The 14,938-nt window shown below is 36.8% G+C and carries 13 protein-coding genes; 8 read left to right on the top strand and 5 right to left on the bottom strand.

Annotation, left to right across the window (positions count from 1 at the left end; genetic code table 11):
* Positions 1-103: 103 nt before the first annotated feature.
* Both AC27H3_RS02195 and AC27H3_RS02190 read right to left on the bottom strand, forming a co-directional pair.
* Complete coding sequence (locus AC27H3_RS02195) at positions 104-808, bottom strand: TIGR01621 family pseudouridine synthase (RefSeq protein WP_487103364.1); 705 nt, start codon at positions 806-808, stop codon at positions 104-106.
* A complete protein-coding gene (locus tag AC27H3_RS02190) occupies positions 808-2,175 on the bottom strand; it encodes a Na+/H+ antiporter NhaC family protein (RefSeq protein WP_487103362.1) in 1,368 nt (455 codons plus the stop codon). The genes AC27H3_RS02195 and AC27H3_RS02190 overlap by 1 nt, the downstream gene beginning before the upstream one ends.
* Before the next feature lie 361 nt (positions 2,176-2,536).
* Here AC27H3_RS02190 and gshA point away from each other — a divergent pair, with 361 nt between their 5' ends.
* Both gshA and AC27H3_RS02180 read left to right on the top strand, forming a co-directional pair.
* A complete protein-coding gene (gshA, locus tag AC27H3_RS02185) occupies positions 2,537-4,105 on the top strand; it encodes a glutamate--cysteine ligase (protein WP_487103360.1) in 1,569 nt (522 codons plus the stop codon).
* A gap of 566 nt (positions 4,106-4,671) precedes the next feature.
* The gene (locus tag AC27H3_RS02180) at positions 4,672-5,295 is read left to right on the top strand and encodes a transglycosylase SLT domain-containing protein (protein WP_487103358.1); all 624 of its coding nucleotides are present in this window, start codon (positions 4,672-4,674) and stop codon (positions 5,293-5,295) included.
* Positions 5,296-6,477: 1,182 nt separating this feature from the next.
* On the opposite strand, the gene AC27H3_RS02175 is transcribed toward AC27H3_RS02180, so the two are convergent.
* Both AC27H3_RS02175 and AC27H3_RS02170 read right to left on the bottom strand, forming a co-directional pair.
* On the bottom strand, positions 6,478-7,755 hold the full coding sequence (locus tag AC27H3_RS02175) for an HlyC/CorC family transporter (RefSeq protein ID WP_487103357.1): 1,278 nt from the start codon (positions 7,753-7,755) through the stop codon (positions 6,478-6,480).
* Between the two features lie 80 nt (positions 7,756-7,835).
* Positions 7,836-8,636: a cytochrome C assembly family protein gene (locus AC27H3_RS02170; protein WP_487103355.1), complete on the bottom strand. Its 801-nt coding sequence runs from the start codon at positions 8,634-8,636 to the stop codon at positions 7,836-7,838.
* Between the two features lie 344 nt (positions 8,637-8,980).
* Here AC27H3_RS02170 and ffh point away from each other — a divergent pair, with 344 nt between their 5' ends.
* A complete protein-coding gene (ffh, locus tag AC27H3_RS02165) occupies positions 8,981-10,366 on the top strand; it encodes a signal recognition particle protein (RefSeq protein WP_085301327.1) in 1,386 nt (461 codons plus the stop codon).
* 199 nt (positions 10,367-10,565) lie between these two features.
* Here ffh and AC27H3_RS02160 read toward each other — a convergent pair whose 3' ends face one another.
* Positions 10,566-11,543 (bottom strand): DMT family transporter, encoded by a 978-nt coding sequence (locus tag AC27H3_RS02160; RefSeq protein ID WP_085301328.1) that lies wholly within the window; start codon positions 11,541-11,543, stop codon positions 10,566-10,568.
* Between the two features lie 245 nt (positions 11,544-11,788).
* Here AC27H3_RS02160 and rpsP point away from each other — a divergent pair, with 245 nt between their 5' ends.
* From rpsP to AC27H3_RS02135, 5 genes are all read left to right on the top strand, one after another.
* On the top strand, positions 11,789-12,037 hold the full coding sequence (gene rpsP / locus AC27H3_RS02155; protein WP_077286254.1) for a 30S ribosomal protein S16: 249 nt from the start codon (positions 11,789-11,791) through the stop codon (positions 12,035-12,037).
* Between the two features lie 29 nt (positions 12,038-12,066).
* Positions 12,067-12,597, top strand: coding sequence for a ribosome maturation factor RimM (gene rimM, locus AC27H3_RS02150; protein WP_408607653.1), 531 nt, complete (start codon positions 12,067-12,069; stop codon positions 12,595-12,597).
* A gap of 43 nt (positions 12,598-12,640) precedes the next feature.
* The gene (gene trmD, locus AC27H3_RS02145) at positions 12,641-13,450 is read left to right on the top strand and encodes a tRNA (guanosine(37)-N1)-methyltransferase TrmD (RefSeq protein ID WP_487103528.1); all 810 of its coding nucleotides are present in this window, start codon (positions 12,641-12,643) and stop codon (positions 13,448-13,450) included.
* Between the two features lie 12 nt (positions 13,451-13,462).
* Entirely contained in the window at positions 13,463-13,816 is a 354-nt protein-coding gene (gene rplS, locus AC27H3_RS02140) for a 50S ribosomal protein L19 (RefSeq protein WP_487103352.1), read from the top strand.
* Positions 13,817-14,190: 374 nt separating this feature from the next.
* Positions 14,191-14,883, top strand: coding sequence for a PEP-CTERM sorting domain-containing protein (locus tag AC27H3_RS02135; RefSeq protein ID WP_487103350.1), 693 nt, complete (start codon positions 14,191-14,193; stop codon positions 14,881-14,883).
* The last annotated feature ends 55 nt before the right edge of the window (positions 14,884-14,938 follow it).

The following is a 14,938-nucleotide window of genomic DNA, read 5'->3' as shown; positions in this document are numbered from 1 at the left end:
TGTTAATTAAAAGTTTGCCACTAATAACAAACAAGTTTAAACAGCAAAAGAGAGCTTAAACGCTCTCTTTTTTTATAATAAAATTTAATTATTTCAATGTGCCTTATATCTTAGGCCAACTAATATTCCAGGGGGGAGTTATCTTACTGATAGTCTCTTTTGTACTGTCACAAGTGAAATAGTCACCTGTGTTGGGGGCAATACAATACTGAAACTGTTGGTTATTCAAACTAAATTTTAAAGCAAAAGCGTGTAAATAACCGCGATCTGATTTTTTACCTGTACTGTAAAGAGAGTCGCCTAAAATTGGTACGCCTATGCTGTTCAATGCCACTCTAATTTGATGTGTTTTTCCCGAATGAGGTTTAATTAAATAAAGCCTTTGTTTTGGTATATTCGCGAAAGATAGAAACTGACTTATTGCAGGATTATTCATGCTCCTTAATAGCTTCCACATACCTCTGCGACTTTTTTCCATATCGCCCTTTATTAAGCCTTGTTTTTTTTTCGGCTTACCTTCAGCAATAGCAAGATAATATTTTTCAACTTGATGCTGTTCAAACATCTGCTGAAAAGCTCTGGCTGTTGTACTATTTTTTGCAACAATAATAAGTCCTGAGGTCATTTTATCTAATCGATGAACAGGATAAAGTTCGGTAAGTAAAAGCTGACGCTTGAGCTGGGCTTTTATTGTTGAGAAAAAACCACTGCCGATCAGGTCTTCATCATGAAAGCCCATGCCCTGAGGCTTGTTAATAATAAGGAAGTCAGCTTGGTTATCTATAATGGTTAATGGGTGCTCTGTCATTAAAAGCTCAAACCGATAAGAATATAAATAAATAAGGTTAAAACCCCACCAAATAACGCGTAAGGTAATTGTGTTTTTACATGTTCAAAGTGATCACAACCACTGGCAATTGACGCTACCACGGTAGTGTCTGAAATAGGTGATGCATGGTCGCCAAATATACCACCGCCTAGCACAGCAGCAACTAAAAACTCAATTGGCAAACCACTTTGCTGCGCAATAGGTACAGCGATAGGAATAAGTATTGCAAACGTGCCCCATGATGTGCCCGTTGCAAAAGCCATAACCGCTGCAGCAATAAACAGAATTGGCGCGATTAAATATAAAGGTACTTCAACATTTATTAATTGGCTAACATAAACGCCAGTACCTAATGCTTTTATTGCATCGCCAAATGCAAAAGAAAGCACCAAAATTGCCACGGCTGGCGACATGTACTTAATGCCGGTAATCATAGTTTTAAATACTACCGAAAGTGACATTAACTTATTACGCATAATTAATATAACTAAAAGCACTAGGGCTATAACTTCTGACCAAAATACAGAAAAAGCACCTGAGCCTCGACGAATATCGCCGTTACCGGTAAACCATAGGAAAATAAAGGTACCAATAAGTAGTGTTAACATCGGAATCCACATGATATGCGCTGGGGCAACATGCTCAACTGTCGTTTTTTGTTCATCTTTAATTACAGATTCTGCGTGTTTTAATGGTCCAAAAACTCGCCCACTAAATGCAGTGTAATAAGCAAGAACTACTGCAATAATCGCGTAGAAGTTATAGCCAATAGTACCAATTAAAATACCGACAGGGTCATTAAATGAATAACCATCTAACAAACCTAAAACATAAGCACCCCAACCATTAATTAAAAATAAAATACTGATTGGAGCACAGGTTGAATCAATAATATAAGCTAATCTAGCTCGGCTAAGGCGATGTTGATCAAATAATTTCTGACTCGCCATCCCTGCGGTAAACATACTTAAATTGGTATCGGTGAATATAGTAGTACCAATAACGGTAGGTAAAATACTGGCTTGTCGACTATTTTTAACTAAATTTAATGAAGCAAGGTGGTTAATAAAGCCGTTTACAGCGCCTGACTGATTCATTAATGTAACTAAAGCCCCAATCAATAAACTGAAACTAATAATGTAAACGTTACCTACAGATGAGAAAACACCGCCAATACCAAAAACTGTTTCGGTTAACCCTTTAATAGGGTTGCCATTTACGCCCATTAAATAACAAAGCATTACGCCACAAAGCAAAGCGAAAAGTGCATTTCTTCGCCAGATAGCAATAACAATAGCAACTAAGGGAGGAAGTAAACTGAAAGCGCTGTCTTGCATATCTTGCATAGTAAACCTTTATTATTATTTTAGGATTTGGGTGTGCAGACGATTATAACGTAAAAAATTAATATTTATGATAACTTTAGTGGATGTATATGTAATATGAAACACCATGGTTAACTGTGCATAGAAGCTGCCGTTAATATAAAATAAACCCCCAAACGACTACTGAACAATCAATATTTTCATAATCATGCAATAACATGCTGTAACAGTCGGTCTACATTATTATGTTAATATTGAAGTGTTTTGTTTTAGTTTGTGCTTTTGCATAAATAGACAATAATAAATCATTGTAGGTATTGAAAAATTGGTTTTCACCCTTAAATAGTTGGTTACTCACTGGCGTTTCGCATCAGGAATTATTTTGACTTTATCATTAAACGAATATATCTCGGCTTTTTCTCAAGATGAACATCTCATAAGTTTTAGCCAATTTGGTCGAGGCATAGAGCGCGAAGCACTTAGAGTGCTGCCACAGGGGCGCTTATCTGAACGCGAACACAGTGTACTTATCGGCTCTGCTTTAACACACCCTAATATCACTACAGATTATTCAGAAACCTTACTTGAATTTATTACTCCGGTTAGCCATGTACCCGAAATGGCAATCGCGCAACTAGAAGATGTACAAAAATTCACCTTAAGCCAACTTGACGGTGAATTGTTATGGCCAATGAGTATGCCTTGTTTTATTGAAGACGATGACAAAATACCTTTAGCACAGTTTGGCAAATCTAACATTGGCAGAATGAAAACGGTTTATCGACAGGGTTTAAAAAATCGTTATGGCAGTATGATGCAAGTTATTTCGGGTATTCATTTTAATTTTTCTTTTCCACATAGTTTCTTTCAGTCGCTGCAAGCCATAGAAGAAAATACCGATAACCTTGATGATTATATTTCTGAAAAATATTTTGCCTTACTTAGAAACTATAAACGATTTTGTTGGTTGATCCCTTATTTGTATGGCAGTTCACCCGCCATTTGCAGCTCGTTTTTAAAGAATAAACCAACAGACTTACCGTTTAAAAAGTCTGAAAAAGGCTACATGTACCTTGAGCATGCAACATCATTAAGAATGAGTGATTTAGGCTATACCAATAGCGAACAGTCATCATTACAAATTTGTTATAACAATTTGTCGGGTTATTTAGATGGTGTGAAAAATGCGATTAACTTACCGTCGAAAAAATTCGAAAAAATTGGCATTAAAGTAGACGGTAAATACCAACAGCTAAATAGTAATGTATTACAAATTGAAAACGAATTATACGCGCCAGTACGCCCAAAGTGTGTTGCTAAACCAGGTGAGAAACCATCTGAAGCGTTAAGAAATAGAGGCGTAGAATATATTGAAGTGCGAGCGCTTGATGTAAACCCAGATTCGGCAACCGGTATTAGCGTTGAGCAAATTCGATTCTTAGATACTTTCCTGACTTTCTGTATGTTAGAAGATAGCCCAACATTGAGCTGTACCGAACAAGGGATCTGTGAAGAAAATATGGATGAAGTTGTTGTTCGAGGCCGCGATCCACAATTATTGTTACGTGATGGCGAGCAAGATAAATCAGTACAGCAATGGGGTAATGAACTGTTTGCTAAAATGACTGAAGTTGCAAACTTATTAGATAAAGCGAACCAAAGTGAACGGTACCGTGAAGCACTTAATCACGAAGCTGAAAAAATAACTCACTCGAAATTAACCCCATCGGCAAAAATATTAACTGCCGTTGTGGATGAAAATCAATCATTAACGAAAATGGCCTTAACCAAAGCAACAAACTATCGTCAACAACTATTAGCAAATGACTATCAAGCGTTTAATGCGCAATACTTTAGTGAAACAGTTGCTACTTCTTTACAAAATCAGTTGGAAATAGAGCAAAGTGACAAGGTTGATTTTGATACTTTTCTTCAAGATTACTTTGCTTAAATAATATCTCGCTAATTTAAGCAATACATTCGCTTAAAATATCAAGAATATATTTTATGAAATAGTAGGCAAAAAAATAGCGCGTTAAGGTAACGCGCTGTAAATAATAAGAAAGCAGTCCAGGGAGGTTTAGCTTTCATAAGTTAGGACCAGTGGAATTCTCAATAGTTCATTTATCGTTCAATTTTATTTTTAATTATCGCTTTTTATTTTCTAATAAATACTTGTACAGAAACAAGTTAATCAAAGCGCAGTTATCCCTACCTCTCGGTTATCTAATATCAATCCCAGCTTTACCAAATATCAAGACACTTAAGCGATAAGTTTTGCTTACAAGTCACGCTTAATTGAGGGTATAAAAAATAGCATTGAAAATTTTTTCATTGACTCAAATGCATTACTTAAATAAAAATAATAAATTATAAAAATAAGCGTCATTTTAGGAATATATTTAAATTAATCTTTAAAGTTTAAATAATAAAAGTGAAATATATGATGACTTTAACCTGAAAACCTATAAATATTCTGGCATGATATTATTAACTCAACTCTAAGTGTCAGCATTCATGACTTTTTTCAAAACATTATTTATTTCTGCTTTAGCTTGTATAACTTTATCGAGTTGTGCGACCAGTCCACCTAAAAACCCTGAAAACCTTTGTGAAATATTTCGTGAACATAGAGGTTGGTACTTCGCTGCAAAAGACATGCGTGAGCGTTGGGGAGTTCCTATCCATGTACCTATGAGTATGATGTATCAAGAAAGCTCATTTAAAGCCGGAGCTTTGCCTCCTAGAGATTACTTGCTAGGTTTTATTCCTTGGGGGCGAGTAAGTACGGCTTATGGTTATTCACAGGCCAAAACCATGACTTGGGAAGATTACATCAGAGAAACAGATAATTCTGGTGCTGATCGTGATGACTTTGATGATGCGATGGATTTCATGGGTTGGTTTATTTATAAAACGCAAAAAATTAATAAAGTATCTAAATGGGACGCCTATAATCAGTATTTAAATTACCATGAGGGCTGGGGTGGATTTAAGCGTAAAACTTACAAAAAGAAAGGGTGGCTGACTAAGGTTGCTCGAAAAGTAGATAACCGTTCGAAGCGTTATTCTAGCCAACTTAAAAGCTGCGAAAAAGAACTGGACCATGGTTGGTTATGGCGCTTATTCTTTGAGGACTAACGGATTAACTTATCTCGAGGTTGCTACTTGCAGCCTCGTTTTAGAGTTAAGCAATGTTGCACTCTTTAATGGCTCATGCGAGACATTAAATTGAAGGTCTTGTAAGCTAACCTCAAGTTTGAAATAGATATTAGTAGATAGCATTACAATTACACTTCACGTTATTAAATCGCTTTATATCTCTGTTAAGTTCACGTCATATTTTATTAAATAACCTGAACTCTGGATAATGAGTGCTTGAAACTCAATTGAACCAAAAGCTTAGGTAATAAAGTAAATGCTATAGCCAGGTGAACATCACGAATAGATATCATCAATGCTTCATTTTATGCCATTTCCAAGGCAAAACGTTTATGAATAGCGGGCTATTTATCGACGTTTTAACGCAGAAAATGGCTTAAAAGGGAGCATTGAGCAAGTGCTGCTTATCCAGAGTTCAGGTTAAATAGTAACCCAGTTATTACGCTAAAGTTGACCAACAAGTTATTGCATAGTTCTTGCCAGAGTTGGCTTTTTATTCTATTTTTTATGCCAAAATCAGCGAGAATAAGGCTTGGCAAATAAGCAATAAAAAATTAAAAAAAAACTTCATTTTTTTTCCAAATATTGATTGCAAAATACAAAGCCGCTTTCTGGTAGGGCTTGCATTTGTTATCCACAGAAATTGTGGAAACTTAATCCTCCGATCTAAAGCTGTGTATAACTTTGTTATTAACTTCTGCTCACGTTATTTCTATCCACAAAAATATATTTAATTCATTCTTATATGGCGATCGCGCTTAGTTTAATTTAAAGCGAAATACACAAATATCATCGTGAAAACTACGAAAGCAAACGCGATTAAAACTGTCTTATTGAGGCAAATAATTAGTCACTATTGTTATAGCCAGCTGATTAATTTACTCTTCACTTTTAATCGTTTAAATGAAAATGTTGTGTACATAATTAAGCAAGTGTTTATTAAAAATGTTCAGCTTTACGCCTACCCTTAATAACTCGCTTTTACATGATTGAAAATACCACGATTAATTCGGTCGCTATCATAAAACTTCACTAGCAGGCAGATTTGCTAGTTCTAGAAGGTGCGAGTTCTAAAAGGTGTTAGTTTTTAAAGAGAAGAGTAAAGGCAGCACTAAGTAATTAATGCTGCATGATACTAGAGGTAAGTTTTTTTAATAGCTATTAAGGTTTTATCCCATCATAGAAGTCTGGCAAAATTCTCACTGTTTTTATCATATTGTCTTTAACTTCAATTATCTCAAGTGGGTAGCCTGAAATTCTTACACTTAAATTAGCTTCAGGAATATCTTCTAAATACTCTAAAATTAAACCATTTATTGTTTTAGGACCGTCAGTAGGGAAGTTCCAGGTCATTTCTTTATTAATGTCACGCACGGTTGCACTACCATCAACTAAATAACTGCCATCAGGTTGTATGTTAACTTCGTCACTGGTGGTCGGTGTCATGGTCGTGGTAAAATCACCAACAATTTCTTCTAGAATATCTTCTAATGTTACTAAGCCTTGAATATCGCCATATTCATCAACAACTAAACCAAGACGTTCTTTTGCATGCTGAAATTTCAGTAGTTGAACATTAAGTGGCGTGCCTTCAGGAATAAAGTAGATTTCTCGCACTGCACGCAACAAAGTGGCTTTAGTGAATTGCTCTTTTGAAACAAGCCTTAAAGCATCACGAACATGTACATAACCTACAACATCATCGATATTGTCACGATATAACAACACGCGAGTATGGTTTGATTGGGTTAATTGTTTTTGAATACGTTTCCACTCGTTATTTATATCAATACCTACGAGTTCGTTACGCGGGATCATTATGTCTTCAACGGTAACGTTTTCTAAATCAAGAATACCTACCAGCATATCTTGATCTTTAGATTTTAATAACGCACCAGATTCATTGACCACAGTTCTCAGTTCTTCAGAGCTAAGACTGTGTTGCTCTCGTTGTTCTGAACTAATGCCTAACAAGGCTAGAATGCCATTGGTGATCCAATTAACAGCAATAACGAACGGATATAATAACTTTAGCAGTAAAGTTAGCAGCAATGAGCTAGGAAATGCGACTTTTTCAGGGTATAACGCGGCTAATGTTTTTGGTGTGATTTCAGCAAAAATTAAGATAACTAGCGTAAGTATTAAGCCCGAATAGAAAACGCCGGCATCACCATATAAACGCTGAGCAATAATACCCGTAATAAGGGTTGCGAAAATATTAACAAGGTTATTGCCAATTAAAATTAAACCGATTAATTTATCAGGTTTTGCCAGTAATTTACTGACTCGCTTAGCGCCTCGGTGATGTTGTTTTTCAAGATGTTTTAAACGATATCGATTTATCGACATCATGCCTGTTTCTGAACCAGAGAAATAGGCAGATATAAATATGAGAATGCCAAGCACGACAAACAGCATATCGGTAGAGATGTTATCCAAAATGGATCCTATATATTAATTGAAATCAGCATTACAGTAAAAGTTGAAACGTAATACAAAGGTAACTTATACGCTAAAATTTATAATAAGAGAAACTCTTTCACAAATCGACTACCAAAATAAGCCAAAGTAAGAAGAAAAGTCGCAATTAGTGTTAATGTAAGCACGCGCTGTCCTCGCCAACCTAGTTTGAAATGCCCCCATAACGTAGCAAAATAAATTACGCATGCGATCAACGATAGTACTGTTTTATGAGCGTTTTCTTTCGAGATCATGCCATCAAGAAATATAAAACCAATGACTTGGCTAAGTAGCAAACAGATACTGCCCATTAATAAGATAACAAATAGCTGTTGCTCTACCTGCATTAATGGCGGTAAATGATGAACAGCTTGGAAGTTCTTACTCTTTAGTTTTTGATTGATATAGGCAACTTGGAAAGCATAAAGCGTAGCAATCACCAGAATACAATAGGCGATAAGTGCAAGTGTAATATGACTTAGCATTGCGACTTTATCTGACACAATTTCTAGGTTACCAACCGGAGAAATAAAAATCATACTAAGTTGCCAAAGACCCGCAAAGCCATAAATACCCGGCAGCAATAAATTCACCTTAAAACGCAGTGCAACAGTAGAGATAACAAGTGTAATAATTAAACTAACAAGCGAAACAACATTAGGTAATGAAAAATTAAGGTGATTATGAGAGTTTAAAAACTGAGTACTGCTTAAGACATGGAAAATAATCGCTAAAGAAGCAAAAATTAACGTAATGATAATATTCGGGCCTTTAGGGTGAAACAAGCGAGATAAAATTGATATCGTCGCTACGCTATAACAAACAAAGGCAGTAAAAGCAGTGATACTTGAAAATTCCACAAAATGCTCCGAAAAAAGAAAAACTGTTATCAATTAGATTACACTGCGATTCTAGCAGAATAGCTATAAGACACCATAACTAATGCTTATTTTATATCAAGCATTTACATCGTTTTGCAATCGTTAAGAAGAACCTATGCAATTTGCCGTAAGAACTCGTAATACATTGTCGAGTTATCAGTGGTTTATAAAAACAAATTGGGGGGATATCGTACGATATACTAGTTTTCTACATTCTTTAAAGCTAAGTCTTTACCTTAAAAGCATAACTTCTACTTTCGCTAATTAATTGTACGGGTATAATAGAGCTAATTTTTTGCGCAAAGTTAATATTTGAGTCATTTATGTTTGAAAATCTTTCCGATCGTTTAACGAAAACACTAAAAAATATCAGTGGCCGTGGTCGCTTAACTGAAGACAATATAAAAGAAACTTTACGCGAAGTGCGCATGGCATTATTAGAAGCCGATGTTGCATTACCGGTTATTCGCGAGTTTATTGCTAAAGTAAAAGAAAGTGCGGTTGGGCAAGATGTTTCAAAAAGCCTAACGCCAGGACAAGTTTTTGTAAAAATTGTCCAAAAAGAACTTGAAGCAGCAATGGGTGAAGTTAATGAAGCACTTGACTTAAAAGCTACTCCACCAGCTGTAGTGCTAATGGCTGGCTTACAGGGTGCTGGTAAAACTACCTCGGTTGCAAAATTAGCGAAGTTTTTAACTGAACGCGAAAAGAAAAAAGTACTTGTGGTGAGTGCTGATGTATATCGTCCTGCCGCAATTAAACAGCTTGAAACATTAGCAAACGAGATTAACGTTGGCTTTTTCCCAAGTGACATTAAACAAAAGCCAATTGATATTGCTAATGCGGCTATTGACCACGCCAAGAAAAATTTCTTTGATGTGTTAATTGTTGATACTGCCGGTCGTTTGCATATCGACGGCGATATGATGGCTGAAATCCAAGAACTACATTCAGCAATCAAACCGATTGAAACATTATTTACCGTTGACGCAATGACAGGTCAAGATGCGGCAAATACGGCGAAAGCATTTAACGATGCGTTACCATTAACCGGCGTTATTTTAACGAAAACTGATGGTGATGCACGCGGTGGTGCTGCGCTATCTATTCGCCATATCACCGGCAAGCCTATTAAGTTTATGGGTGTTGGCGAAAAAATTGAAGCGTTAGAGCCTTTCCATCCAGACCGTATTGCTTCGCGTATATTGGGTATGGGCGATGTACTTTCTTTAATTGAAGAAGTAGAGCAAAAAGTTGATCGTAAACAAGCTGAAAAACTAGCTAAAAAAGTTAAAAGCGGTAAAGGCTTTGATTTAGAAGATTTTCGTGACCAACTTGTGCAAATGAAAAGCATGGGCGGCATGATGGGCTTAATGGACAAGTTACCAGGAATGGGAAATATGTCTGAACAAGTTAAAGGTCAAATGGATGACAAAGTAACCATACGTATGGAAGCTATGATCAACTCTATGACTCCGGCTGAACGTCAACGACCAGAAATCATTAAAGGCTCGCGCAAGCGTCGTATTGCTGCTGGTTCAGGTACGCAAATACAAGACGTAAATAAGTTATTAAAACAATTTACGCAAATGCAAAAAATGATGAAGAAAATGTCTGGCAAAGGTGGCATGCAAAAAATGATGCGCTCAATGAAGGGCATGATGCCGCCAGGTGGTGGCATGGGTGGCGGCGGTATGTTTGGCCGTTAACAACCAGTATTGAACTTAATATTGATAGATAGAAGGTAGCGAATAGCTACCTTTTTGCTTTCTGTTGTTTGATTTTTTGAGAAATACCAGTATATCTTGGTTTTAAATAATTAAACGAAAGTTACTTTTATACCAATTGAAATAAATAATCGATCATTTTAAGGTGGTTTAAATCGTCAATAACTTATTCCATTTGGTATTAGCTGACTTTCTTAAACCCCAAATAATATTTCAATGCGTTAATGTTTTTTCTATTCACTATTCTGTCACCTAGAGCAGTTAGCATTGAACCGCACACCACTAAACCTGCTCCAATATAAGCAAGAATATTTAAATGCTGGGCTTGGAAGTTTGTAGGCCAAATTAACTCTGCGATAGTTGCAAAAATTACCGTCAGTAGCGGGGTAACGGCCAATGTCGCGCTTACTTTTGCCGTGGGTAAGTATTCTAATGATTTAGCAAAAGTGCCATAAGCAATAAGCGTGTTTGCACAGCAAAATAATAACAGCAGCAAAGCGGTGTTATCTAATGTGGCTATTTGTAGCGGACTTGCTAACGGTAAAAAGAATACGGCGCTTAATAAATAGATACACCACATAATTTGATTTGAGCTGTAGTAACCCAACAGTTGTTTTTGAATAATAGCATAAGCTGCCCACGTTACTGCCGCGCCAAATATAATCACAAACCCCAGTAAAAAGTCACTGTTATCAAGGCCTACATTATTAATAAATTGTTGATTAAAAAATAATACTAAACCTGAAACTAATACCAAGGAGCCAAGCATTTGTCCTCGACTGAAATGTTCTTTTAATATCAGAACACTGCCAAGTAACATGAAAAAAGGCGCCATTTGTATCAGCATTTGTGCGGTTTCAGCCGGAATATAATGCAATGAAATCAAATAGAGAATGTAGTTTAAGCTCAGTAATATGGCGGCAAATAAAAGTTGCTTCATTCTACTGGGGCTTTTCAAAGCAGAGTTGGGGATTTTATTTTTTACAGATAATAATATGCCAACGAAGAAAGCCGCGAACAAGAAGCGATACCAAGTAATGGTATAAGCATCCATTAAAAGCAAAACAGACTTTAGCGCTAGGGGCAAAATTCCCCACATTATTGCTGTGACCATAGCTAGCGTTAATCCTTTTGCACTATTGTTGACGAGTTTGGTCATTTTTATCCAGCCAGAAAGGTAAGTTAAGCGTAAGTGAAGTTGCGCTCGATTATTATATTATTGAGGGCAGAATTATAGCGCTAATAATACTAATAACGTTACTGATTTGCGAAATAATTAATCAATCACGCGCTTTAGGTTGCTTTATCAGCAGGAAAGCGTAAAATACGCGAGCTTTTCTGTCGCTGAGGCGATAGAAATGTCTGGAAAATTCGTTTTAACACTTAAATTATATAGAGGACGATATGGTTACCATTCGTTTAGCTCGTGGCGGCGCAAAGAAGCGTCCATTCTATCAGGTTGTTGTTGCAGATAGCCGTAACTCTCGCGATGGTCGTTTCATCGAGAAAGTTGGTTTCTTCAACCCTACAGCGCAAGGTCAAGCGGAAAAATTACGTTTAGACCTAGACCGTGTCAACCATTGGGTTGGTCAAGGTGCAACTGTATCTGATCGTGTGGCCAAATTAGTTAAAGATGCTCAAAAAGCAGCTTAATTAACTTTGGTAGGTTTTAGGAGTTTGTTGTGGAAGTAATAGGTAAAGATGTCACTTTAGGTAAAGTAGGCGCAGTCTACGGTATCAAAGGTTGGTTGAAGATTCATTCATTCACAGATGACCAAGAAGCCATACTAGACTATTTTCCTTGGTCTTTAAAATTAGGAAATAAAGTTCAATCAGTAGAAATTACCGATTGGCGTAAACATAACAATGGTCTTGTTGTTAAAGTTGCAGGTATTGATGATCGTGACATAGCCCAAAAGCTTGTTGGCTCTGAAATATTTGTTAGCGAAGACGCGTTATCAGACTTGCCTGAGGGTGAGTTTTATTGGCGTGATCTTATCGGCATGACAGTAGTTACTGACAAAGGTTACGACCTAGGTCAGGTTTCCGACATAATGGAAACGGGCGCTAACGATGTACTGGTTGTGAAAGCTAACTTGAAAGATGGCTTCGGGAAAAAAGAAAGGTTAATCCCTTACTTAATGGACCAAGTTATACTTTCGGTAAGCACTGAAAATAAACAAATTTGTGTTGACTGGGACCCAGGTTTCTAACTTGAGTAATAGTGTATCAACAAACATACTTAGCAATAAGAAAATGTGGATTGGGGTGATAAGCCTTTTTCCCGAGATGTTTGACGCAATTACTGAGTATGGGGTGACAGGCCGAGCGATTCGTAATGGCTTAATTGAGTTTCACACGTGGAACCCAAGAGAGTTTACTCATGATAAACATCGTACAGTGGACGACCGACCTTACGGCGGCGGACCTGGGATGCTTATGATGGTGCAACCATTACGAGATGCTATTCAAGCTGCAAGAAAAGCTGCAGATGAAAATAGCAGCCCTGAGCTTATTAAAGCAAAGGGTAAAGCAAAGGTTATTTATTTGTCGCCGCAAGGACGGAAATTGGACCAAGCTGGTGTACGCGAATTAGCACAACATGACCGACTGATATTTATAGCAGGACGTTATGAAGGCATAGACGAACGATTAATTGAGTCAGAAATTGACGAAGAATGGTCGGTCGGAGATTACGTATTAAGTGGTGGGGAATTACCTGCTATGAACGTAATCGATGCCGTAGCACGCTTTGTTCCTGGAGTATTAGGACATCAACAATCAGCTGAGCAGGATTCATTTTCTGACGGTTTATTAGATTGTCCACATTACACTAGGCCAGAAGTTATGGACGTTTCAGATAACGAAACTAAGTCTGTTCCTAAAGTGCTATTAAGTGGTAATCACGAACATATAAGGCAATGGCGCCAATATCAGTCTTTAGAAAGAACATGGACTAGAAGACCAGAACTATTAACTAACCTAGCTCTGACAGCAGAGCAGCAGAAAATGTTAACAGCCATAAAAGCTGATAACAATAATGCTACTGATGACTGTGAACCCTAGGAAGAAGGTATTATGAGTAATATTATTAAGCAGCTTGAAGCTGAGCAAATGAAGCAAGATGTACCAGCGTACCGCCCAGGCGATACAGTTGTTGTACAAGTAAAAGTTACAGAAGGTGATAAATCACGTCTTCAAGCATTTGAAGGTGTTGTAATTGCTATTAAAAACCGCGGCATCAATTCTGCATTCACTGTTCGTAAAATTTCAAACGGTGTTGGTGTAGAGCGTGTATTCCAGACACATAGCCCAATCGTTGATTCAATTGAAATCAAACGTCGCGGTGATGTACGTCAAGCTAAGCTTTACTATCTTCGTGAGCGTTCAGGTAAATCTGCACGTATCAAAGAGAAATTGGCAAAAAGATAATTACGCTTTTTTAAGCTTAATTTCTGCTAGTTTTCTAGTAAAGAAAGATGATGCGAAAAACCTGCTTGGGAAACCAAGCAGGTTTTTTTGTGTGTTTTATTTGCTAAGTAACCTTAAATAATGAAATTGGAATAACTTATACCAATTGATATAAACTTTTTTGCCTATAGTAGGTAGTGAATTAATGTAAGTTGCCGATTTCACAGGCAGAAAAGGGAGTTCCTATTGCAAGTGTAACTAAATGTGTGTAAATTCGTAACCGAAATGTTAACAGATAGAGAGCTTCTTAACGTTTCTATGCATATATAGAAGAATTAATAACAAAAATTAGAAGAATTAATAACAAAAATAAAAATATTCGAGGAAGAAAACTCATGCGCAGTATCCTTTTTATCAAGTTACTATTTGTAACGGGCTTATTCTCTTTAAATGCCTCCGCCTCATTAATTGAACGAGACTATTTAGGCGTTACAGGCGGTGTTACTTATGACACCGAGAGCCAATTAGAATGGCTTGATCTATCATTCACTCGAACCATGGATTTCACTGAATATCAAGATTACCTTTTGTCATTAAATGATGAATGGAACTTTGCAAGTAGTGACTTAGTCGCAAATTTATTTAGCAACTTTGATTTAAATGACGAAGTTAATGATGACTTCGGCACTGCCAAAGTAGGAAATGGTTATCATTATTACAGCTCACCTGAAAGTGCATTTATTAATGTGGTTAATAGTTTAGTTATATTAGGTGAATCGATGAGTGAAGGCTCAAACTTCTTTGGTGTTAAGGGTTTCACTAGCGATAATGTAGGCAATGGTTATGAGCAATATATGGCTTACTACAGTAACAGCCAGAGTATTGGAGTGGTAGCACTTGCAGATTATGTTAGAGCCCCAACAGGTAAAGGCATACAATCATTTTTTACATATCGTCAAAGTAACGCAATGGCTGTAAGCAATGTTAATGGCCCTAGTTTGCCTGCTACTGCAGTACCCGAGCCTGCTACTTTAGGTTTATTTGCTATGTTTTTGTCTTTTATGGTCTTTCGTCGAATTAAACGTTAACCAAAACTTTACTTTATAGCCTCAATTGTTCAATTGAGGCATCTCAACTTCCTGA

It is taken from the genome of Colwellia sp. NW0002-52-1 (genome assembly GCF_057550865.1).
The sequence above is the reverse complement of the archived record's forward strand: the minus strand, read 5'-3'. Positions and strand labels throughout refer to the sequence as shown.